Genomic DNA, 21,895 nt, shown 5'->3' with positions numbered 1-21,895 from the left:
AAAAGCTGGATATAAGTAATATTTTAACTACTCACCAAGCCAGCGCTTGAAAATCAACGATGTATTAATCCCACCGAATGCAAAGTTATTGCTCATTACATACTGACAGTGTCGTACAATGCCATCATTCATAATGTAGTTTAAAGGTGCACATTCTGGATCAGGATTAACAAGATTTACTGTTGGTGCAAACCACGCTTCTTGCATCATGTTAATAGACAACCATGCTTCTATTGCACCACATGCCCCCAAAGTATGGCCAAAATAGCTTTTTAATGAACTAATAGGTATATCATCACCAAATACATCATACGTCGCTTGGCTTTCTGCAATATCACCTCGTGTTGTTGCCGTTCCATGAGCACAGATATAGTCAATATCAGCTGGCTGGAGTCCTGCATCGTTAAGAGCAATACGCATTGCTTCTGCCATTTGAACTGCATGAGGTTGGGTTACATGAGCGCCATCAGTATTGGTTGCAAAACCAATGACTTCAGCAATAATGTTGGCGCCTCGACGCTGTGCATGCTCTAACTCCTCCAACACAAAAGTACAGGCACCTTCACCAATTACTAACCCGTCCCTATCCTTATCAAATGGCCTTGGAGATAAGTGAGGTGTGCTATTCTGCGTACTTGTTGCATACAAAGTATCAAATATTGCGGCCTCGGTTGGACATAACTCTTCTGCCCCCCCGGCAAGCATCAATGGTTGCAATCCATATTTAATGGCTTCATAAGCAAAACCTAGCCCCTGGCTGCCTGATGTACAAGCGCTGCTGGTGGGAATTAATCGACCTTTGATGCCAAAAAATAATCCCATATTAACTGCGGCTGTATGCGTCATCATCTGTATATAGCTGGTTCCTGTAATCCCTTGTGTCGTATGATCACTCAGCATACGACCAAAACCAACCATAGGTGGTGTACTGCCTACTGACGAACCGTATGCAATACCCATTGCCCCAGAACTAATCTCCTCAGACTCCAGCAAGCGAGCTTCCATTAAAGCTCGCTCAGCAGTTAATGTTGCCATTTGTGAGACCCGCCCCATACTACGTGTTTTTTTTCGTGTGTAGTGTTTTGGCAAGGCAAAATCTACGACAGGTGCAGCCAGCTTAGTCAGCAAGCCCTCATACTGCTCCCAGTCAGGCATTTGGCAAACACCTGTTCGCTTAGCTTGTAATGCAGATAGCACGCTTTCCCAGCTATCTCCCAGTGAGGTTATAGCAGACATACCTGTGACAACCACTCGTTTCATCCGCTCAATCCTCCATCAACACAAATTACTTGCCGAGTTATATAAGCGGCTGAAGGTGACAATAAAAATGCAATTGTTGCTGCAACTTCATCAGCCGAGCCTGCTCGTTTAGCAGGTATTTCTGTCAAAAGCTGTTCACTCACAGTCTCCGTCATATCCGTATCAATTAGGCCAGGTGCAACACAATTAACCGTGATTTTGCGCTTTGCAAGCTCTAACGCGAGTGCTTTTGTTGCACCAATAATCCCTGCTTTAGCCGCACTATAATTGACCTGCCCTCGATTACCTCGTACGCCAGAAACTGAAGATAACGTAACTATACGACCAGGCTGACGCTGTCTAACCATTGGCATAACCACTGGGTGTAACACATTATAAAAGCCATCAAGATTAGTGCTTAAAACACTATTCCACTGCTCAAACTCCATAGCAGGAAAAGCATTATCACTATGTATCCCAGCATTACATACAACAGCATAATAAACGCCATGTTCAGTCATATCGTTCTCTATCGCTTGTTGCACTTGAGCTCGATCACTAATATCAAATGGTAACAGTTGCCCACTCCCACCTTGAGCAAGAATATTCGCTAATACTTCTTCTGCCGCCTGTTGGCCATTGCGATAATTAATAACAACGTCATACCCTTGCTGTGCAAGCATAATTGCGGTTGCTTTACCAATACCTCGACTGGCACCAGTAATTAAAACTCGTTTTTTCATAACACTGACTGCTGTAGCATCTGAGAGGGATCATCGGGTTGAAAGACATTAACTGAGGCTCGAACCAGCCACTCATCATCTTCCACTTTTTCTGCAAAAGGATTAACACCACCTTGGGCTTGATACAATATGGCCTTAAAAACACTTAAGCCATTATCTTCATAAATTTCTGTAGCAGTAACCCAGTAAGTACTTTGTGGAAAAAAACCTTCTACCTGGGTTTCAAGACGGCGAGTGCCCAATAAAAAACCCGGCTTTATGGGTTCATGATTGAGGTAGTGATTGAGTCCTGTATAAGCGGCTATGGTTTGTGCCATATACTCCAGACCAACCCATACTGGTACATAACCTTCATCAACTAAAAAGATATTGCTGGCATCTACAGTAAATGCTGCCACTATCGTTTTATCAGCAAACGCAACCACCCTATCAATTAAGCACATTGACTGACGATGAGGAATAAGTTGGGTAATAGGAATAGCTGTTACATCTATATCCATTAGCTCACTCCAAATAACAGGCTGACATTATTACCACCAAAGGCAAACGAATTGCTCATGGTAATGTTTAATGAATTAAGCGAAGTATCAGCTTTTACCAACGCCAACGAAGGCAGTTGCGTATCAGGACAATGATCCCAAAGGTGAGGAGGTAATAAACGCTGCGGGTTGTATTTTTTTGAGAGTGTTAGCCAGCAAATAGCCGCTTCAATTGCACCAGCAGCGCCTAAAGTATGTCCTGTCATTCCTTTTGTTGAACTTGCAGGGACACCTTGAGCAAAAACAGCCTGCATAGCTAAACTTTCCATCGCATCATTTTGCTGAGTACCTGTCCCATGCAAATTAACATAGTCAACATCTGTTGCCTCAATCCCAGCATTATGTAATGCACGTTGCATTGCCTGCTTTGCACCATCACCGTCAGGATGAGGGGCAGAAATATGATGAGCATCAGATGCAGCACCTGCACCTAAAAAATTAATCTCCGCTGGCTCTCGCTCCATCACCATCAACGCAGCCCCTTCACCAAGCGTAATGCCTGAGCGATTCTGGCTGAATGGATTACAAACATCTTCAGCAACAGACTCCAAACTCATAAATCCATTGACCGTTAACTGGCATAAGCTATCTGCCCCGCCGACAATCACCGCATCGCATAAGTTACTTTTTATAAGCTGTTGAGCACTGGCAAATACATTTGCACTGGAAGAACACGCTGTCGAAACTGTATAAACGATGCCTGATAATGACAAGCTTCGTGCTACAAATGCCCCAACACTTCCCATCTCTTGCTGTGTGTAGTGGAAAGCATCAGGTAATGTATTCGTCTGTTGATAGCAAGCAACGGCTTTTTCTACTTCCCACACACCTGCTGTACTTGAACCAACAACAACACCAATGCGAGGAGCACCATATCGCTGGATCAATTCAGACACATGGTCAGCTATCTGTAAAATAGCTGCCTGTAATAGCTGACTGTTTCTGCAATGATAGTTTTTATCTGTAAGTCTAATTGTTGGTAATGACTCATGAACAGCGGCCAGTGCTATTTCTTTATCTGGCGTAAACTCACGAGATAGTTGAATACCCTGCTGCCAACCATTAAACAAACGGGCAGTAATTTGTGATAAGTCAGAACCTAAGCTACAAATCATACCTACAGCAGTTAAACCAAACAGAGATGAACTCATAGTTGCTGCCGCTCCACTGTTGTAATCTGTATTTCATAGTGCCGTTTTGGATTATTTAACTGAACATCCCACTGACCTGGCTGACGTTGACGATAACGGATAACAATTTGTTGCTGATGATGAAAATCAATCAAACGTTTTTTTAACACAGCTTGTTCACTCAACTCACTGGATGCATCAACCTGTTGAGTTGCAGTAAGCTCTTCACGAATAAAATAACCTTTTGGCTGCAAATGCTGCTGTAAACCAGAAAGAGGGGTATAAACCCACAGAAAATCTTGCATAATATAATTTAAATCTACAGGTATATCTGGTAAATGATGTCCTTGCTCAATGCTATGTCCATCATAAGAAATAGTAAACAAACGTTGTCCTAAGTGACTTAAACCAACGAGTGTAATTCGCTGAGGTCTTAACTCTGCTTGTGTTAACAAGGAAAATGTCTGATCTTTAAAACGAATTGACACATTTTGGGTTAACACAAAAGGTTTTTTAACCCAATTTATTTCAGGTAATAGTGCTGGAGTAAATGCCTCTGCATTATTATTGTCACTATTCAATGAGTTTGATTGGTTTTTTGTAAACCATATACTGCAGCCACTCAAGATATAACAGCATCCGATCACAGCTAACAACTTATAACTAAACTGTTTATTCTTTAAAGCTTGTTTTAATATAGAAAAAAATATTTTTAGTTGTGTCATTAATTTATCCAATATAGTCATCAACATCACTGACACAACTCTGATATCAGTCTTAGAAATTTTTGTGAATCCTGCACAACAAGATTACGCTTATCCCAGGCATAACCCGCTAAAACAGAACAAACCATTGCTGTTACTTCAGAGTCTTTATTGGGATAGCACAATATAGGCAATAATGATCCTTCATACCAAGCCTCAACAAATGCTCGAAAAGTATTGATTCCCCCTGACAGAGGCTCTACAAACTGTTGTTGCCAACATACAGTCTCACCAGCAAATTGTCGTTTTAAAACATCACAAGCCAGTTGTGCCGATTTAAAGGCAATAGTGACTCCAGAAGAAAACACAGGGTCTAAAAACTCACCAGCATTACCCAACAAAGCATACCGATCTCCATAATAAGATTTAACGCTGGAAGAGTAACCTGCAATTTGTCTCGCCGGATATTTGTAACGCGCCCCTTTTAATAAAACTGCTAAATGTGTATCAGCGTGACAAATACGTTCAAGCGTCTGATCTTCGCTTAAACCTTCAAACTGTTGATAAAATGCTGGTGTCGCGACAGCCCCCAATGATAGGGTGCCATCAGAAAAAGGAATTAACCACATCCACGTTTGGCTATCATGTGGATGGACTGTAATAATAATTTTATTACGATCAAATTTTGTTAAAGGTATTTGATCGATAACATGGGTAAAAAGTGACTGACGAAATGGTAAATTTGAGGGTACTTCAAGATTGAATAATTTGGGCAATACACGACCAAATCCACTCGCATCTAAAATAAACTGGGCTGTTTCAGTGTGAATATTTCCATCATTATCTTGCCACTCTAAACGAATACCGTCATCAATATATTCAACATACTTAACAGTCGCCTGATAAATGACTTCCGCCCCTTGCTTTTCAACTTGGTTGACAAGTATTGAATCGAACTTATCACGCTGAACCTGGTATGTTGTCCCCCATCCCGGTGAAAATTTTTCTCTAAAATCAAACTCAACCTGTTCATCCTGCCAACGAAATATCGCTCCATTTTTATATTGAAACCCAGCTTCAATCACAGGTTGTAATAAATTAGCCTGTTGTAAAATTTCCATTGATTGTGGCAATAAACTTTCACCAATAGAAAACCGTGGAAACTGGCTTTTTTCGAGTATTTTGACCCTTAACCCTTGTTCTAATAAATACGCTGCGGCAACGCTACCAGCAGGACCAGCACCGATAATGATTACATCAACAGGCTGCTTACCTGGTTGCAAAAGAATATTCTTCATACCGAGCACCTCTTTGCCTGTTGTTTCATGTCATTCTGTGTCACATCACTATCACTAAAACATCTTCTTATATTTTTTCTCAAACTGCATGGTGCCCATAAAAAAGCCAATAAAATACCAATCAATACAGTAAACCCAAACGTTTGAACAGCGTTAGTCGAACTTAACGATAGTAAGCCAAATGCTAAAACGGTTGTTCCTGCTGATAATAAAATGGCAACATAAGTACTTAACTGACGTTTTTTGTCTTCTTGTAAAAATAACGTATAGTCAATTCCAATACCCATAATAAGAATAAATGCTAAAATATTAAATAAATTGACAGGCTGTACAAAGGTACCAACCAAGGCAATGGCAGATAATGCTGCGGACAAAGGAGGTAGCATGATAAATAATGCTTTAAGCCATCCATAACGCCATCCCAAAAATATATAAATAAATAAGTACGCCATTAATGCTAGTTTTACTATTAGCTGACGATAGCGAGATAACACCGCTGTAATATCATCCGCTTTGCTAATAAAGAATATACCTGAATCCTTATCTGTTAAGTGACGTAACGCTGCTAGATCATGAACATCTGTTAGTTGAATAACCGCTGCATACCCTTGCGTATATTTACCAAGCCATAAATTACTCATATATTGGCTAACAGGGCTTGCAAGCCAGTGATGCATCGTCAGTAGGGAGGAAGCATCACTATCTTTCTCTGGGGAACTGATTTTAAGTTGAGATTGATAATCCACTAATGTTTTTTGCTTCGCTTCAGTGGTAAACCCTAATTTATCTAAAAGTACGCTTAATTGCTCAGGAGACATTTTCAACCGTAATAGCTTTAAATTGGTCGTTTGCTGCTGCTTTGATGGAACCCATTGAACAACACTACTTGCATGACCTAATACTTCTTTTTTAATGAGAGGAGCCAGCGCTACTAATAGTTTTTCCTGTTTCTGTAATAACTGCTCTTCTGTATTCGCAGTTACTATATAAAACTGGCTGATCGCATTTTTACCTGTTAAAGTCTTTAACTGTTGATCATGCCATTGACGCTCGGGAGAAAGCTGTTGTAACAGACGAATATCATCGTTAACCGGCAAATTAATAAATAATGCCAGCGCTCCTATTAAACACAGTATCAGAACGCCCCATAACGATTTTTTTGAAGCACAGTGTAAGTGATACTGATGGAGAACACGTAAATACTGCAGATTTAAAAATCCTGTATTATTACTAGGCTGTTGACATAAATAAGGTAAAAATAAAATTACCGTCAAAAATGCAGCAAGCAATCCACTTGCTGAAAAAAAACCAATTTGTACTATACCTGGGAAAGGGGCTGCCATCATAGGAATATAACCTATTACACTCGATAACATTCCCAAACCAATCGCAGGAGCAATTTGTTGAATAACGCGCTTCGATGAGAAATTTACGGCTTCAGCTTGACGAGCCGTGAAATAATGAAAGGTGTAATCAACTGAAATACCAATTAAGCTTGCACCAAATACGAGTGTTAACCAGTGAACTTTATCAAACAGGTAGCTAGTCAAGGTAAATGCAACTAATATTCCTATACTTATAGTTAGCAAACAAAAACCTATGGGTTGTAAAGAACGAAAAATTATACTCGTTAAAACAATAATACCAATAATTGAAATGATACTTATAAAGCTAATGTCAGACTGTGCATCTCTAGCACCAGCTTCTGCATGAAATAAAACACCTGAGTATATTGCTTCTGTTGAAACGTACTGATCTTGCAAAACCTTAACCCAACGCTCAATGCTCATAACCGCTTGATGCTGTAATTTTAAATTAAATACATCAAACGTTACCTCTGAGCTGACTAAAACATAATATACACCTTTCGCTTCAACCATTAGTAAATCATCGATGAGAGTGAGTTGCGTACTGGTTGCAGGAGATAAATGTTGAAGTTGTTTATTAAACAATAACAGAGGATCACTTTGTAACAGTCGACTACTTACCATTTGGGTAGGGTTAAGCAGTTGCTGCTGAATAGCTTGCTCCCAGCCAGCAAGGGTTCTCGATTTAAGTGCTTGTTGCTGGCTAGCTGTTAACCGCTGATAACGGTATGGATAATAAAAGTGGTAATAAGCCTGTTGCTGTGTCCGATCATGGCGTAACACAGTATTTTTCCACAACCTACTTTGCCGAAGTTTGTGACTAAATTCTTCTGCGACCTTAATAGCAATTTTCTTATCCTTATTACCAAGCAAGAAAACAGCTCTAGCATTATTCTTGTTTATAAATTCAGAAGCCAGGTTATTAATCTCTGGCTGTTGCTCAGTTTCAGGTAGCAGAGCCATGATATTCGTTTCAATAACACCGTCTTGCTGTAATTTTATAACGAATAAAATACAAATAATAAGTAAACCGAATAACCAACTCCAAAATCGCAATTTCATAGCATCATTAACCTGATTTACGACTCTGAAAAGTATCAGTCTGCACATTAAGTAATTTTATCAAAGTCTTATCACCATTAGTCTCTGTGATATGAATAACTTCAACTAACTGATTAATAACCAGCTCAACATTGTCTAGCCCTTTGCGCAACAAAGCATCTTTTGGACGTAAATCTAACACCCATTTATGTTCATTCAGTCTTTTGACAGAAATAGAAAAAAATTGCTGTAGTTGTTCTTTATCTCCAGTAAATAAAGGCCTGAATATCGCACTAAACTGTTTTAATGCTTGGTTATTGTTCACTGTATCCGTTTTGTCGACTGATTTAGATTGATCAATAACGCCATTTTGGTCAAATACAAAATGCTTTGCAATAGGAGCAGTTATTACCCAGTCAATTTTATCATTAGTGACTTTAAATGAGCCCTTCGATATAAGAGGTTTACTTAACACAGCAATGTGTTTTTCTTGTATAAAATCACCTGTTAGCTTTTTTGCAGACATTTGTTGCTGCCAATAACGCCAAAATACGTCATTAGTGGAAGCGGCTTGAGCTATAAAAGGCAGAGCAATTGCGCAAAAACAACAAAAAACAATAAGTTTACTGCGTAGCATAATATGCCCTTACCTTCTCAATTAAAATTTCTGGTGATGAAAAAAGCGTTTCACCCGTTGTTATATCAACGGCCATTTGTATGGTGGTTGCTTTAGTGAGTAGCTCCCCATCTTCTCCAATTATTTTGTATGAAAGCTTAAGGCGATGCTCATACTCTTCAAGCTCAGTGATCACCTTCAAATTCTGGTCAAATCGCACAGATTTAATATACTTAACCCGTAAATCAACAATAGGCCAAATATAATTCGAGGCTTCCATTTGCTGATAGGTGTAATCAATTTTTTTTAATAAATCACAACGTCCTAATTCAAAGTACTTTAAATAATGTCCATGCCAAGTAACACCCATCGAGTCAACATCAAAAAAAGGTACATTAATATCAGTCTCAACAGACAACTTTTTTACTTGAGTTGGTGTATACCCCTCATGCACCATATAAACTCCACTTCTGTTGCTGAATAGCTTTTGTCAGTGATCTGAGGTCTGCCTCTAACGGACGATCTTCAACAATGAAAGCAATATCATCAACCAGTCGATCATACATATCCTGTACATGAGATGTTAATGTACAGTCATCACTCTTTTGTAGCTGACGAATACCTATCGCCTGACGAACAGCCAACAAACCAGCAGCAGCCACTTGCTCAGTTAATTGCAGCACACGTAAACAATCTCGCGCAGCAATAGTCCCCATACTCACTTTGTCCTGGTTGTGACACTCTGTTGATCGGGAAAAAACACTTGCAGGCATTGTTAATTTCAACGCCTCAGCAGTCCACGCAGAAGCCCCAATTTGCACAGCTTTCAATCCATGATTAATCATGGCATGAGAAGATGTCGCTGCAGACAAATTAGCAGGAAGCCCTTGATTAAATTTAGTGTCCATTATCAGTGCTATTTGTCGATCTATTAAATCAGCAAGATTCGCAACAGCTTGCTTCATACTATCCATAGCGAAGGCTATATGCCCCCCATAGAAATGGCCACCATGATAGATTTTTTGATTAACGCCATCGATAATCGGATTATCATTTGCGCTATTTAATTCTGTTTCAATGAATTGTCTGAACCAAGGCAATCCATCTTGCAAAACCCCAATCACGTGTGGAGCACAACGTAAAGAATAACGGTCTTGCAATCTTTTCTCGGTATTATATTGATCAACTACATCAAGATCTGCTCTTAACCAAGCTGCAATCTGGTTTTGCCCCTGATGGGGTTTCACTGAAAACAAACCTTCAGCAAAATGGTAAGGATTCCCTTTTAATGCAATGGACATCATTGCAGTAATACGTGTCGTCACTTTAGCAAGGTAAGCAGCACGGCTATAAGCAAGACATGCTAAAGCAGTCATTACTGCCGTACCATTCATAATTGCCAGTCCTTCCTTCGGCTGTAAGCGAATACGCTTAATATCAAGTTGACTGAATACATCTACTGTTGGTAACCGTTGTCCTTGATACCAGACCTCTCGTTCTCCCATTAATACAGCTGCAATATAGGATAGTGGCGTCAAGTCACCACTGGCCCCGACAGAACCTTCTTGCGGAATAATGGGCAAAACTCGCTTATTGAGTAATGTAACTAATAAAGCCAATAACTCAGGCGTTACCCCTGAATAACCTTGCGTTAATGAGGCTAAACGCGCAGCTAAAATAGCTGCACTTTCTTCTTCAGAAAAAATATCACCTAAACCACAACCGTGAAATCGCATTAAATTAATAGGTAACTCATGAACACGATTAAGTGGAACACCTACTGTACATGAATCACCATAGCCGGTGGTAACCCCATAAATTTCACCTTCTTTAGCCAGTAACGCTTGTAAATAATCAACTCCAGCTTTTATTTTCTGATTAAATTCATCAGCTTTACTTAGCGCAGCTAAAGCATTTCCTTGTGCTAATAAAGTGATATCTTCAATAGCAAGAGGCGCATCTCCAAATGTGGTTACTTTTTTTCTCATAACAAATCAATTATCCTTTACTATCCCTTTTATTCACTGAATGCTCATATTTTACTTTTATTACCGAAGGCAAATTATTTGAGGACGATCTATGTTCAGTTATCGTTTTTTGCCAAAAATCAAAGAAGTTAAACCACTGTAATGGATCTTGTAACACATGATTTTCAAGTTTTTCCACATAATCCTGGCACAGTTTATCAATTAGTTCTTTACGAGCTTTTCTCGGAACTTTCACTCCCTCATAAATTTTATCAAAAATCATATGGTATTTTTTATGTTTATAATCTTTACTACAAAACAATAAAAAAATTGGGCATTCTAAAAGTAAACCAAGTAAGTATGCTCCCTGTGGAAAAGCTGCAGGTTTACCTAAAAAATCACAGGTTAACGTCCTGTCTGATCCAGTAAGAGGAACTCTGTCTCCAGCAACAATAATAACTTCACCAGCATCAACCTTTGCCTTCAAATTAACGGCTACTGTCATATCAATTGCATTCACTTCAATCAAATTGATTTGGGTATCAGGGTTTAATTTCGCTAAAAAACGATTAAATTTAACTGCATTTTCAGAGTGTACTAAAATATTAAATTTACGTGCATAACGTCCCTGAGTAATTGCACGACAAATATCATTATTACCATAATGGCTGGATACCAGGATACAGCCTTCATTATTATCAAGTGCGTTAATAAAACTGTCTGCATTATGCATAACAATATTATCTTTACTTATTTTCCCTGTCCAAATAGCAACTTTATCTATAAATTGGTCACCAAAGCGTGTAAAGTGAAGAAAACTCTTTTTTGATCCATTCGATACAGGCGAAGCAGGTTCATGAGCTAACTTATAGGAAAATGCCTGCTTTAAAAAATTTGATGATACCTTCCTTGCATCCGCAGAAAATAAATAATAATAAGTAATTACCGGATACAGTAAGCAACGTAGTCCCCACTCTCCAAGCAATCGATATACCCAAAAAGTAAGTGTTAATGCTAACCAACCGCCCTGCTCTTTAAACGAACTCCAGTGTGTAGATCGTTTGTTTTTATTTTTCCCCAAAATACGTTTAGGCAAACGAAGCAACATACCACATACTAAACGTGTATGCATAATCGTTAAGCCAGCATTATCCCAAAACACTTTAAAGTGGGATTTCCCCTGTTTAGGGTAAGTGATAGGCGTTGGAATTGAATGAACAGGAATACCTTCCCAAAAAAGTCGCACCATAATTTCTGTATCAAATGCCATTCGATAGGGTAGTCGATACTGATTGATGACATTCATTGTGCTGTTTACTGGATAAACTCTAAAGCCAATCATAGAGTCTTTAATAGTAAAAGACAGCGTCTCTAACCAAACCCAAAAGTGGGTAAGATAGCGCGCATAAAAACGTACCTTAGGTACATCCTTATCGTAAATAGGTACTCCAGTAATCAGTGCTTCAGGAAATTCAGCTGATTTCTTTAGTAACTTAGCAGCATCAGGCAAATGATGTTGTCCATCTGCATCTATTTGTAAGGCATGAGAAAAACCTTCAATATAAGCCTGCGATATTGCTCTAATGATAGCTGCGCCTTTTCCTTTATTCTCATCAAGCCTGATGACAGTTACAGATTCATTTTGAATCATTAATTTGTTTAAAACATACTGAGTTGACAAATCACTGCCATCATCTACCACAATAACACGCAAATTCAATGGTGCTAAACCATCAATCACATGTTTAACTGTTTCACCATGATTATATATTGGTATTATAATACACGGACGAAATGCACTAGAGTGACTCATCATAGATAATACGTCCGCTACCATAAATTACATCACCTGCACTATAAGTAAAACTAAGCTTTCCACACTGATTATCAATCAATTGAAGCATTAACTTAGTATTGGGTTTTATAATTCGTTGAAATTTAATGGTTTCAATACGATATACATTAAATGTTCGTAGTAAATATTTTTGGGCAAATAACATAACCCAATGAATTTGAACAACACCTGGCAGTATAGGCATATCAGGAAAGTGTCCAATAAAATAGACGCTATCGGACTTGATATTAATTTCAATATCAATACGTGTTGAATCAGTACCCTGATGGCTGATCGCCTCAATAACATCTGGTAACAGTGGCTGATCGCACATTATCATTGTATCCACTTTTTTAGTTCAGCCTGCACTAACTTGCCCTCTGAGTTAAGCGGCAACTCTTCTACATACTGCCACTTCTTAGGCAGTACAATAGCCTCAAAATAACCTTCTAAGAATTTTCTAAATACCTGATTTAACGCAAACTTTCCTTGCTCTTTTAAAAAGGCTTCCCCGAGTGCTGTCAGTACGACGATACAAACCAAATACTGACGATAGTCATCCACGGCTAAAGCAACAACATCCTCTATAAAGGAATGTTTTTCCAAACATATTTCAACGTCAACTAACGAAACTCGCTTCTCTTCAATCTTGACAATACGATCTAGACGTCCCAGTAAGTGAAATGTATTTTCTGTAACTGGATATATTTGGTCATCAGTATCAAACCAACCTTCATAACTCATATAGAGTGAATTAATACTGAGTCTACCCTCTTTGGTCATTTGCCAGTTTACTGTAGGAAAACTTTGCCATGGTGTATCTTTACAGACTTGCTGGCGATAGGCTATTCCTCCAGTTTCTGTACTCCCATAAATTTCTATAGGTAAAGAACCAAAACATTGTTGAATATGTCGTGCCGATGTTAATGACAAAACCCCACCAGAAGAAAATATAGTTTTGACTCCATGCAACTTTGAATCATAACGATCCAAGTCAAATCGCTTTAACAACGCTGGACTACTTACCCAAACTAAGGACGAAAATTTTTCTACAGCAGCCAATACATTTTCAGGGTAATTAACCGTTTCACGAATAATGGGTCGCCCACATAAAAGTGGCCAAAGCACACGAAAAAGTAGACCATAGATATGCTGAAATGATACAGAACCTATAAAATATCCATCATTTATCTGCCGTGACCAACGTTGATGTAAAGCACTCACTTCATCAATTAAATTTACCCACTCCTTTGTTATTTGTTTAGGTTGTCCTGTACTGCCTGATGTGTAAAAGTGTACGTTCAAATTACTATATTCTGCAGTAACTATTTCAGCCACTGGTGTAATAATATCAAGCGTTGCATAGGGTGTAATAGATGGAATTTTTTTAACCGGAATTATACTGGGAACTTTATCTTTATCGGTCAAAAGTATATCAATATCATGAGCAATAGATGCCAAAAATGCAGGCTGTCCATTGGGTAATAATACAGCTTCTTTTTTGGCTAACGTAACGGCTAATAAAGCAATAGTAAATAAAACAATATCTTCACAATAAATTGCATAGCGTTGAGCTGAAGATTGGTAAATTTCTTGCTGCAAGTGATTGATGGCATGTAACAAAGCTTGCCATCTAATTTCTTCACCATATAGTGAGACAAAGACTGGCTCAGATCGTTGACAAATACTACTTAAAACTTCACTTATATCCTTAGGCAATTCAACCTTCATAGGTTATCCCTTGGTTCAATAACACACTTACGAAAACACCACTCTATGGCAAACCAAATGCCCATAATGACATAACTCACTGAACCATTATAAATAGTCCAAAAGGCAAGCGACCCCTCAACAGCACTCCATGTTGCAACAGCGCCATTCATCATAAAAAATAAACACCACCACAACGTAACATGTCTTGTATAACGAACGGCATACTCGCTCAGATCTGGCTTCTTTAACCTCGCAAACATTTCAATAACGGTTGGAGGAAACCATAAACTAAGAGCAAACCAACAAAAAAAACCGCCACTTACAATCACAGGATAAAATCTAAGCAACTGTTCATTTGCAGTAAGTGCACTGCTACCAGTAATAACAATACCTATCACAGAAGCAAGCCAGAGTTGAGTCTTCATCGCTTTAGTGAGCACATTACGAATACACCAAAGACGAATGATAAAGAAAACACATAAAATAAATGCTATCCAGCGGGGATTAAGGTGATTAATTCCCCAATAAACCCACAGAGGATAAATAAATAGAATTACTCCAAATAGCAAACCCAATTTTTGTTTCATAATGCTCTTAATGACACATGTAACCTTTATTTAGTTATCTCTGACTGTGAAGTGATTAACTATTTCATCAAGATGACCAGTTGCATTCTTAAGAATTGACTAGCAATTGCTGAACAGCATCAATTAAATCTTGAATAGTTCTAACTTGCTTGAACGACTCAGGTTGTATCTTTTTCTTGGTATAATCCTGTAGCGTAATAATCAAATCAACAGCATCAATACTATCTAAGTCAAGGTCCTCATATAATGTCGCTTCCAGTAATATATCATCAACAGGAACTTCAAATTTATCGATTAATACTGCTTTTACATGCTCAAATATTGCTTGTTTAGTGTCCATATACAACCTACTTATTACTCTTTACAGCGGCTAGCTTGTCAAATTATTCGATAGCTAAATGATGAATACTATATTCATATCCAAGCGCTTTCGTTGCATACCTTAACGTCTGATCACTACTTTAAACACTACGCTGAGCCTGAATAAACTCAGCCAAAGTATTTACTGAATAGAAGAACTTTTTATTATTATCATTATTAGCTTCTAGCTTTATTTGATATTTTTTCTTCAAAGCCAGCCCCAATTCCAATGCATCAATAGAATCAAGCCCTAATCCTGTGGTAAATAAAGGATCATCACTGTTAATATCAGACGAAGTGATATCTTCTAATTCCAATGTAGAGATAATTAGCTGCTTTAACTCTTCACGCAACTGATTCATGTACTACTTCCCCTTGGCGATAACATTTTTGTAAATACTGTGTTAAACGTCTGGCACTAATACTAAGTTGGTCATTTTCCGTTATATACGGCTTAGTTGACAGACAGTCTCCTACCCGAATTGTAAAGTGCATTTTGCGCTCAGGTATTTGATACCAACGATGTGATTTCGTTAGGGCGCTAGGCTGACAACTGATATACACTAATCTCATCGGAACTTGTGCTCTAAGTGCAATATTTGCTGCTCCACGACGAAATACTTCAGGTTTTCCTGGTTCAGTACGCGTTCCCTCAGGAAATATTAATAAGTTATTCCCTCTTTTTAACGTATCAACACAATCATCTAACAGGGAGTCTGGTGTCGAATTACTAATATAACCTGCTGTTTGAACTACTTTTTTTAAGAATGGATTCTTCCATAATGCTTCTTTGACCACACAATCTACACGAGGAAGGTAGGAAATCAATAAGACAACATCTAATAACGTAGGATGATTGGCAATCACCATAACACCACTATCATTTTTCAATCTTTCTATGTTAGTTGTTGTAAGAGATAACACGCCCAAACTACGCACAACACCAATAAAAAAACGAAAGCTTTTCGAGATAAACGCCTGCGCCCTAAGTTTACGCTGATCTTTATTTTTTACATTGAGTAAAGTTAAGGGAAATATGACAAGTGCAATAAATAATCCTCCAACCCCAAACAATGCAAACCCAAAACCAGTTGCAATAACACGCCAATAATAGTTCAAAAGGTATAGCAACTTCCTCATCATGCTTTAACCCATTCCCAACGCATCATACTGTCAGCGTGACTTGTTTCCCTTTTTTCTTGATTTAGCCAAAAACTTACAAACTTCTCTGGTTGTGATAATTCATCATTTAACGAGTTATTAACTTCATGCCAATTCATTGAAACAACCTGACCTTGTCCATACTCAGGTAATGATAAAACCCAAGCTGATGCACCATGAAATGGCTTCTCATCGGTAAATCCCGTTAGCATGTCTGTTAACGGCTCATCATAATGAACAAGCAACACATGACTTTTTTCAGACTGTGATGATAACTGTAACCATGCTTCTAGAAACCCTGCAGCTAATGTCGATCGTCCTGCGGAGACTGCTGAAATGGCAGCAGTATTTTTTGTTAAAATGGATAAAATCCCCGCTGTTCCATTATAAACAGAATGGCTAAAGTGTATGGGAGAAATATATTCTTGCCCCCTAAGATCCTTTAACATTTGAAGCATTCTTTGTGTATCACCATGACGTGAGCTAAAGACACAAGGCATAGACACACATGGCACATTATCTAAACACTTTAATGCAACATATAACCCTAATTTTCCCAATGAGCTTAATCGGCGTCTATATGCAGCAGGGATAATCGAATAATCAGGTTTTTTATTAGACGTTTTAAATGGTTGTTTACTTTCTTGCCAATTAATCCTGTGACTCCCTACCTCTAGCTCAGGCGTCCACGCGTACCAATGATTTACACGAAAGCTAATTGACTGCATCCTTCCACTTCTAAAGCCAAACACGTCCAATGTGAGTTATTTCAAACGTCTGACATCCCCTTCACGAATCATTTGATATTCTGAAGTTGATACGAACCTACATGACGCAATAAAACATTTCACAGTGGACTAAATTAATAAAAAGCTAACCAATTCAAATTTGTAGTTGTTAACGCTTTTCTTTTTTATTACTTAATCAAAATGGTAAAACCCAAATTTTATGCAATGTTCTCATTTTTTTCTGGAAGCTGTACCTAAGTTCCTCACAAAAATACACTCACTTACAATTTTATTTTCATAGCATTGCCTTAACACATGGCTAACTTCCTTTTATCACCGTTAACCAAGTGAAGTCAGATTGTGCGAGGGATAGAATGAATAGAAGGACTTGGAGAATAAAGAACTGTATCTGACGGAGTCAGTAACAACCAAAAGACAGTTTGCTCATTTTAAGCTGTTCTAAAAAGGGGGAAAGAAGCACGCAAAATAACAAACAACCCCAGCAACCTACAACGACAATATCGCTATAAGTTGCTGGGGTATGGTTAATAGGTCTCTTTAACAAAGCAGTATACGAGACCACCTATTCTATTGAAGTCAGTAACTACATCGCAGCTTTAAAAATTTCAACAATCTCTTCATGAGTTGCTTGTTTTGGATTAGTTAAACCACAAGCGTCTTTTAACGCATTATCAGCCAGTGTCGCTAAGTCTTCCTCTTTTACACCTAATTCTGTCAAACCTGCAGGAATACAGACATCAGCTGCAAGGTTTTTCATTGCTGCTATCGCACATGCAGCAGCTTCATCATCAGCAAGACCTTGGACATCACAACCCATAGCTTTCGCAACATCTTTTAGTCGCTCTGGACAGATTTGACTATTGTATACCTGGACATGAGGCAGAAGAACTGCATTACAAACACCATGAGGAAGATCATAAAAACCACCCAGTTGGTGTGCCATTGCATGAACATAGCCTAAGCTTGCGTTATTAAATGCCATTCCTGCCAATAATTGTGCATAAGCCATACCTTCTCTAGCATCTTTATTCTGGCCATCAGCAACAGCATTGCGTAAGTGTTGACTAATTAACTCAATGGCTTTAAGTGCACACGCATCAGTAACAGGTGTTGCAATAGTAGACACATAAGCTTCAACTGCATGGGTTAACGCATCCATTCCTGTGGCCGCAGTCAATGCTGTCGGCATCCCCATCATCAACTCAGAATCATTGACAGAAATGATTGGGGTTGTGTGTTTATCCACAATAGCCATTTTAATATGGGTGAGCTCGTTAGTAATAATACTAAACCGAGTAATTTCACTTGCAGTCCCTGCCGTTGTATTGATAGCAACAAGAGGAAGTTGTGGTTTAGCAGACTTATTCACCCCTTCATAATCTTTAATCTCTCCACCATTGGTTGCTACCAGTGCTATACCTTTAGCACAATCATGAGGTGACCCACCACCCAGAGAGATTACAAAGTCACATTGATTGTCTTGTAATAACTGAAGCCCTTCTTTAACATTAGTAATGTTTGGGTTAGGTCGTGTTTTATCATATACAACGGTTTGCAAACCATGCTGTGAGAACAATGCAGTTACTTTATCCACAAGGCCTGCTTTTAAAAGCCCCTGATCCGTAACCAGTAATGCTTTTTTGAAATCTCGACTGGCAATATCTATTACTGCTTCTTGCAAACAGCCAAATCCCATGTAATTGACTGTAGGCATATAAAACTGAAAAGCTGCCATTATAACCCTCTCTGCTTAAACTATAGTTTTAGAATCCTTATGTAAAATACGTGTTTTGTCTTATTAATTTATTGATTAAACTCAATGCTGAAACCATTAAGCAATGTCTTTTGTGCACCAAAGACGACAAACAACAACCAGCTAAAATAGGCTGCTTAAGACGCTCACTAAAAATAATAAATTATTTACAACACACAAAGATCATGATTAGTCTTTGCACCATGCTCTGGCTATACAAAAAAAGGCAGAGGACGGCGTAATAAGTATTATTGTAGAAAGGCATAGTGCTAAGTGTTTACTTTTGACTTAGCATTAATTTCTTACCTCGATTAATATGCCAACCAATCTAAAACTCATTGAATATTTTGTTTATTGAATAAACGACCTTAACATCCAAGTCAGCTATTAATACCGGTATATTAGTGTATTGAAACTTAACAATATCAACGTAAATCGTACTAAACCTGAGACATAAAAGCTATTGATTAAACAAGTAAGCTATTGCCATAAATTTCTATTGTAAAATTAAAAAGATATCAACCATGTTAAGTCTCATAGGCTACTAACCAGTCTCAGCCATGAGAAAATCACCCCATCTACGAAGATTTTGCTTTAGCCATAATAGTGTAGGATAATGCTCACTTACTTTTAACAATTAAATTTACCATTAAGTCTTTTGAGGGTTTAGGGAGAAGAGTTCAGAAATATAGTTCTTGAGTTATTCAGAGTGAATAGCTTTCTTAAACATTAGTTCCTGAATTCTGATCTAAATACTCACTCCCTTTGCTTATATTGATCACAACAGTACTTTAAAATATAGGCACATAGAAGGTTTTAGCGGGATTTGTCTGATAAGAACAGATACCCAGTAACCATTACAATTAATAACGTTAGTAAGACCACTAAGTTATGCGTGGCAGGGATGTATAGATAATTAGTGACAAAAATAAAGAATGACGACAATACATCCTAAAAATCATTCACAAAGGATATACTGTTAGCAAATTGAATTGGCATCAATAAGTAACCAGTGTTAATATTGTTAGTATAGACTTATTCTGTCGCCACAAGCTATTGCAAAGGTTGACCAAAGCCCATGAACTCAGGTAGAGTACACACTTAATCATTCAAAGGGTTATGTTGTTGTAATAAGCAAGGTTGCTAAGCACTGACAACGACTCAGATACTCTGCTACTCTACAATCGTATTTCTGCTTGGTCATTTCATTAGCAGTAGCTTGTGTATATGACGAGTAGTTGTCATTGACAGTGTGTGTAACACAAGGTATGTTGCAGCTTGCATAACATAATAACCCAAGACACTGAGTAGTTATTGGTACTACGTATAACCAATATAACAATTTGGTTTGGTCGTATGAATATACTTTCCTCCCAGCTAAACCTATAGCTGAGGATAATAGCTTAACTTTCAGAAACTTCTGAAATCAAACGGCCTAATTTTAGTAAACCAGTGTCTTATACCCGCTACAAAGGATCTTTAGGTATTGTTGTAAGGCAACACAGTGATGAGAGCTTAAATAGACAAGTATCTCAAAAGGTATTGCTAAATGATAACTGTATCTTGAGGAGCTTTTGAAGTGGGTATACTTGTGTGTGGTAAAAGGTAAAAATAACTTGAGCATTATGCTTTATTTAGCTACTTACCGTACACAGAATAAGTAAATTTGTATTCATATTTTAGTTTTTTAATTGTTGTAAGTAACTCGGCCAGGATTAATTAGCAGTTTTCATTTAAACCACTATTAAAATAAACACCGGTGATGTGCTATTCAGTGTTAATCTATATGGTTTAATTTTCCGCTCAATGGCTGAAAAAACTAAGATCATTATTGGGTCAAATAAGTCTTTTAAGTGAGTGTTAGATGAAAAAATATTTATGTTTACGTGCTCGTAACAGTCGTGATGCAAAATTAGCCATTAATATCCATCAAGGTAAAGTTATTCGAAGCAACCCAGATGCAGACCCAGCATTTCGCAATATGTTGGAAGCATTAACGAATAAAGGCTTAAAGCCAGAGATTGATGACTGCCGGCTTTTCTGCTTTTTAGTAGAAGACCCTAAAAACACAGACTTCTATCAGTTTAATGAAGTTGAGCTAGAAATCTCAGATGATTGGTTTGAAGCAGAAAAATCAAAAGTAAGACATTTAGTAGGTGCCGCTTATTGTGAAGCTACAGCTAAGCTCGCTGATGAAATTCCTATGAAAGACCAGAAACGTAAGATAAATTACCAAGTACCAAAGGAAATGATCTAGCTTCTACTTGCTTTGCGGCGCGCGTTCATCTTATTTCTTGCGCGCCTAATTTACTGTTTAATTCAAATGTTATTCCATTTTGCCTTTCCCATCTCCCTTACTTAGCAACCATCGAAGCTAAAATGCTTTTAAACGTTTCCATTTCTAACTGGTAACCAAGCACTTTTAACAGTTGCCCTGGATATCGCTTATCAGCAATAAATGCAACTTGACTGATTGGACCAATATTAGTACTGCCAAAGTATGTTGTTATATTTTGATTCACTTGGAAATAATAAAACTGCTCACGAAGCATATCACCCTTATTGTTTAATGCTAAGCGCCAGATATACCTGTCATAAATGTTTTCTGGCTCAGGCTCTCTATCACGCTTCATAAACATGATCACCGGATAGTCTGTGACAGCATACTGGCTTTCGTCAAATGCATGATCATAGTGCTCTAAGTTAAAGTCCCCGGCATACATTATATTGAAAAGAATACCCGACTTATCGGGAAATACAATTTGTATTCTTCCCTTACGTTTCTGATAAGCTTTTCCTTGGGCAGGTACTTTAAAATGGTAAGGCCCAATACTAACCTTGCCTGACAAGCCTCTGGTTAAGCTTGTGCTGGTCAAACTCTCCCGCGTTGCTACTTCACCACACGCAACACCACGACATTGAGGACTTAAGTCATCATGGCTAGGTGTTAATGAGCACGCAGTAGCGAGAACCGAATAAGCAACAACAAATAATAGTTGATAAACTCTTCTCATTTATGAAGTATCCTGTTTACAACGAGTACTTTACACTCTGTTAAACACTATACACATACCATTTAATAATTTTTTTGGTA

Annotated in this window: 21 protein-coding genes; 1 reads left to right on the top strand and 20 read right to left on the bottom strand. The window is 38.1% G+C overall.

Annotated elements, in window-relative coordinates; all coding sequences use genetic code 11:
• Positions 1–27: 27 nt before the first annotated feature.
• The 19 genes from ACQ96U_RS09975 to yiaY form a co-directional block, all read right to left on the bottom strand.
• On the bottom strand, positions 28–1,260 hold the full coding sequence (locus ACQ96U_RS09975; protein ID WP_431721100.1) for a beta-ketoacyl-ACP synthase: 1,233 nt from the start codon (positions 1,258–1,260) through the stop codon (positions 28–30).
• Positions 1,257–1,982 (bottom strand): 3-oxoacyl-ACP reductase FabG, encoded by a 726-nt coding sequence (fabG, locus tag ACQ96U_RS09970; RefSeq protein ID WP_431721099.1) that lies wholly within the window; start codon positions 1,980–1,982, stop codon positions 1,257–1,259. The genes ACQ96U_RS09975 and fabG overlap by 4 nt, the downstream gene beginning before the upstream one ends.
• On the bottom strand, positions 1,979–2,482 hold the full coding sequence (locus tag ACQ96U_RS09965; RefSeq protein WP_431721098.1) for a hypothetical protein: 504 nt from the start codon (positions 2,480–2,482) through the stop codon (positions 1,979–1,981). Before ACQ96U_RS09965 ends, fabG begins: the two co-directional genes overlap by 4 nt.
• A complete protein-coding gene (locus tag ACQ96U_RS09960) occupies positions 2,482–3,672 on the bottom strand; it encodes a beta-ketoacyl-ACP synthase (RefSeq protein WP_431721097.1) in 1,191 nt (396 codons plus the stop codon). Before ACQ96U_RS09960 ends, ACQ96U_RS09965 begins: the two co-directional genes overlap by 1 nt.
• The gene (locus ACQ96U_RS09955) at positions 3,669–4,376 is read right to left on the bottom strand and encodes a DUF3261 domain-containing protein (RefSeq protein WP_431721096.1); all 708 of its coding nucleotides are present in this window, start codon (positions 4,374–4,376) and stop codon (positions 3,669–3,671) included. The genes ACQ96U_RS09960 and ACQ96U_RS09955 overlap by 4 nt, the downstream gene beginning before the upstream one ends.
• Before the next feature lie 26 nt (positions 4,377–4,402).
• Positions 4,403–5,653, bottom strand: a complete 1,251-nt coding sequence (locus ACQ96U_RS09950) for an NAD(P)/FAD-dependent oxidoreductase (protein ID WP_431721095.1) — start codon at positions 5,651–5,653, stop codon at positions 4,403–4,405.
• Positions 5,650–8,082, bottom strand: a complete 2,433-nt coding sequence (locus tag ACQ96U_RS09945) for an MMPL family transporter (protein ID WP_431721094.1) — start codon at positions 8,080–8,082, stop codon at positions 5,650–5,652. Before ACQ96U_RS09945 ends, ACQ96U_RS09950 begins: the two co-directional genes overlap by 4 nt.
• A 7-nt stretch (positions 8,083–8,089) precedes the next feature.
• Positions 8,090–8,698, bottom strand: a complete 609-nt coding sequence (locus ACQ96U_RS09940; RefSeq protein WP_431721093.1) for a LolA family protein — start codon at positions 8,696–8,698, stop codon at positions 8,090–8,092.
• Positions 8,685–9,134: an acyl-CoA thioesterase gene (locus ACQ96U_RS09935; RefSeq protein WP_431721092.1), complete on the bottom strand. Its 450-nt coding sequence runs from the start codon at positions 9,132–9,134 to the stop codon at positions 8,685–8,687. The genes ACQ96U_RS09940 and ACQ96U_RS09935 overlap by 14 nt, the downstream gene beginning before the upstream one ends.
• The gene (locus ACQ96U_RS09930; RefSeq protein ID WP_431721091.1) at positions 9,124–10,665 is read right to left on the bottom strand and encodes an HAL/PAL/TAL family ammonia-lyase; all 1,542 of its coding nucleotides are present in this window, start codon (positions 10,663–10,665) and stop codon (positions 9,124–9,126) included. Before ACQ96U_RS09930 ends, ACQ96U_RS09935 begins: the two co-directional genes overlap by 11 nt.
• A gap of 10 nt (positions 10,666–10,675) precedes the next feature.
• Positions 10,676–12,481 (bottom strand): glycosyltransferase family 2 protein, encoded by a 1,806-nt coding sequence (locus tag ACQ96U_RS09925; RefSeq protein ID WP_431721090.1) that lies wholly within the window; start codon positions 12,479–12,481, stop codon positions 10,676–10,678.
• A complete protein-coding gene (locus ACQ96U_RS09920) occupies positions 12,444–12,812 on the bottom strand; it encodes a hypothetical protein (RefSeq protein ID WP_431721089.1) in 369 nt (122 codons plus the stop codon). The genes ACQ96U_RS09925 and ACQ96U_RS09920 overlap by 38 nt, the downstream gene beginning before the upstream one ends.
• 2 nt (positions 12,813–12,814) lie before the next feature.
• Positions 12,815–14,209, bottom strand: coding sequence for an AMP-binding protein (locus ACQ96U_RS09915; RefSeq protein ID WP_431721088.1), 1,395 nt, complete (start codon positions 14,207–14,209; stop codon positions 12,815–12,817).
• On the bottom strand, positions 14,206–14,778 hold the full coding sequence (locus tag ACQ96U_RS09910) for a hypothetical protein (protein ID WP_431721087.1): 573 nt from the start codon (positions 14,776–14,778) through the stop codon (positions 14,206–14,208). Before ACQ96U_RS09910 ends, ACQ96U_RS09915 begins: the two co-directional genes overlap by 4 nt.
• 88 nt (positions 14,779–14,866) lie before the next feature.
• Positions 14,867–15,118, bottom strand: a complete 252-nt coding sequence (locus ACQ96U_RS09905) for an acyl carrier protein (protein WP_431721086.1) — start codon at positions 15,116–15,118, stop codon at positions 14,867–14,869.
• Positions 15,119–15,239: 121 nt separating this feature from the next.
• Entirely contained in the window at positions 15,240–15,500 is a 261-nt protein-coding gene (locus tag ACQ96U_RS09900) for a phosphopantetheine-binding protein (RefSeq protein WP_431721085.1), read from the bottom strand.
• Positions 15,484–16,281: a lysophospholipid acyltransferase family protein gene (locus tag ACQ96U_RS09895; protein WP_431721084.1), complete on the bottom strand. Its 798-nt coding sequence runs from the start codon at positions 16,279–16,281 to the stop codon at positions 15,484–15,486. The genes ACQ96U_RS09900 and ACQ96U_RS09895 overlap by 17 nt, the downstream gene beginning before the upstream one ends.
• Positions 16,278–17,027 (bottom strand): beta-ketoacyl synthase chain length factor, encoded by a 750-nt coding sequence (locus ACQ96U_RS09890; protein WP_431721083.1) that lies wholly within the window; start codon positions 17,025–17,027, stop codon positions 16,278–16,280. The genes ACQ96U_RS09895 and ACQ96U_RS09890 overlap by 4 nt, the downstream gene beginning before the upstream one ends.
• Positions 17,028–17,631: 604 nt before the next feature.
• A complete protein-coding gene (gene yiaY / locus ACQ96U_RS09885; RefSeq protein WP_431721082.1) occupies positions 17,632–18,783 on the bottom strand; it encodes an L-threonine dehydrogenase in 1,152 nt (383 codons plus the stop codon).
• 1,882 nt (positions 18,784–20,665) lie between these two features.
• Between yiaY and ACQ96U_RS09880 the strand changes: the two genes are divergently transcribed.
• On the top strand, positions 20,666–21,058 hold the full coding sequence (locus ACQ96U_RS09880; protein ID WP_431721081.1) for a hypothetical protein: 393 nt from the start codon (positions 20,666–20,668) through the stop codon (positions 21,056–21,058).
• Between the two features lie 97 nt (positions 21,059–21,155).
• Here ACQ96U_RS09880 and ACQ96U_RS09875 read toward each other — a convergent pair whose 3' ends face one another.
• Positions 21,156–21,815 (bottom strand): hypothetical protein, encoded by a 660-nt coding sequence (locus tag ACQ96U_RS09875; protein ID WP_431721080.1) that lies wholly within the window; start codon positions 21,813–21,815, stop codon positions 21,156–21,158.
• Positions 21,816–21,895: the final 80 nt, after the last annotated feature.

Source organism: Zooshikella sp. RANM57, assembly GCF_050749885.1.
Taxonomy (GTDB): domain Bacteria; phylum Pseudomonadota; class Gammaproteobacteria; order Pseudomonadales; family Zooshikellaceae; genus Zooshikella.
Note: the sequence above shows the minus strand (reverse complement) of the source record. Positions and strands in the feature narration are given on the sequence as shown.

Coding starts and splice junctions, on each gene's coding strand:
- ACQ96U_RS09935 (WP_431721092.1), bottom strand. CDS start 9,134: ATGGTGCATGAGGGGTATACACCAACTCAAGTAAAAAAGTTGTCTGTT.
- ACQ96U_RS09880 (WP_431721081.1), top strand. CDS start 20,666: ATGAAAAAATATTTATGTTTACGTGCTCGTAACAGTCGTGATGCAAAA.
- ACQ96U_RS09940 (WP_431721093.1), bottom strand. CDS start 8,698: ATGCTACGCAGTAAACTTATTGTTTTTTGTTGTTTTTGCGCAATTGCT.
- ACQ96U_RS09915 (WP_431721088.1), bottom strand. CDS start 14,209: ATGAAGGTTGAATTGCCTAAGGATATAAGTGAAGTTTTAAGTAGTATT.
- ACQ96U_RS09900 (WP_431721085.1), bottom strand. CDS start 15,500: ATGAATCAGTTGCGTGAAGAGTTAAAGCAGCTAATTATCTCTACATTG.
- ACQ96U_RS09930 (WP_431721091.1), bottom strand. CDS start 10,665: ATGAGAAAAAAAGTAACCACATTTGGAGATGCGCCTCTTGCTATTGAA.
- ACQ96U_RS09950 (WP_431721095.1), bottom strand. CDS start 5,653: ATGAAGAATATTCTTTTGCAACCAGGTAAGCAGCCTGTTGATGTAATC.
- yiaY (WP_431721082.1), bottom strand. CDS start 18,783: ATGGCAGCTTTTCAGTTTTATATGCCTACAGTCAATTACATGGGATTT.
- fabG (WP_431721099.1), bottom strand. CDS start 1,982: ATGAAAAAACGAGTTTTAATTACTGGTGCCAGTCGAGGTATTGGTAAA.
- ACQ96U_RS09905 (WP_431721086.1), bottom strand. CDS start 15,118: ATGGACACTAAACAAGCAATATTTGAGCATGTAAAAGCAGTATTAATC.
- ACQ96U_RS09925 (WP_431721090.1), bottom strand. CDS start 12,481: ATGGTAGCGGACGTATTATCTATGATGAGTCACTCTAGTGCATTTCGT.
- ACQ96U_RS09975 (WP_431721100.1), bottom strand. CDS start 1,260: ATGAAACGAGTGGTTGTCACAGGTATGTCTGCTATAACCTCACTGGGA.
- ACQ96U_RS09945 (WP_431721094.1), bottom strand. CDS start 8,082: ATGAAATTGCGATTTTGGAGTTGGTTATTCGGTTTACTTATTATTTGT.
- ACQ96U_RS09890 (WP_431721083.1), bottom strand. CDS start 17,027: ATGCAGTCAATTAGCTTTCGTGTAAATCATTGGTACGCGTGGACGCCT.
- ACQ96U_RS09955 (WP_431721096.1), bottom strand. CDS start 4,376: ATGACACAACTAAAAATATTTTTTTCTATATTAAAACAAGCTTTAAAG.
- ACQ96U_RS09910 (WP_431721087.1), bottom strand. CDS start 14,778: ATGAAACAAAAATTGGGTTTGCTATTTGGAGTAATTCTATTTATTTAT.
- ACQ96U_RS09895 (WP_431721084.1), bottom strand. CDS start 16,281: ATGATGAGGAAGTTGCTATACCTTTTGAACTATTATTGGCGTGTTATT.
- ACQ96U_RS09960 (WP_431721097.1), bottom strand. CDS start 3,672: ATGAGTTCATCTCTGTTTGGTTTAACTGCTGTAGGTATGATTTGTAGC.
- ACQ96U_RS09875 (WP_431721080.1), bottom strand. CDS start 21,815: ATGAGAAGAGTTTATCAACTATTATTTGTTGTTGCTTATTCGGTTCTC.
- ACQ96U_RS09920 (WP_431721089.1), bottom strand. CDS start 12,812: ATGTGCGATCAGCCACTGTTACCAGATGTTATTGAGGCGATCAGCCAT.
- ACQ96U_RS09965 (WP_431721098.1), bottom strand. CDS start 2,482: ATGGATATAGATGTAACAGCTATTCCTATTACCCAACTTATTCCTCAT.